1 protein-coding gene is annotated in these 228 nt (G+C 58.3%); it reads left to right on the forward strand.

The features are described from left to right. Positions 1-228: ATP-binding protein (locus tag HMPREF2724_RS06805; RefSeq protein ID WP_168164877.1), on the forward strand; the 228-nt coding region annotated here is incomplete at both ends.

Consider the following 228-nt stretch of genomic DNA (forward strand, 5'->3'; position numbering starts at 1 on the left):
TCACCCGGGCAGAACAACGCGGTATCAACATGCGCCAGTTGAAACGAATCGCAGCCACTAACTGGCGGGAAAACCCGACCAACATTCACATCCTCGCCCCGACGGGAACAGGCAAGACCTACATTGCCTGCGCCATCGGCATCGCCGCATGCAAGGCTGGATACTCGGTGGCGTACTACCGGCTGGATCAACTTGTAGACATGCTGGCGGTCTTCTCACCGACTGACC

Source organism: Corynebacterium sp. HMSC071F07, from assembly GCF_001810285.1.
Lineage (GTDB): Bacteria > Actinomycetota > Actinomycetes > Mycobacteriales > Mycobacteriaceae > Corynebacterium > Corynebacterium simulans.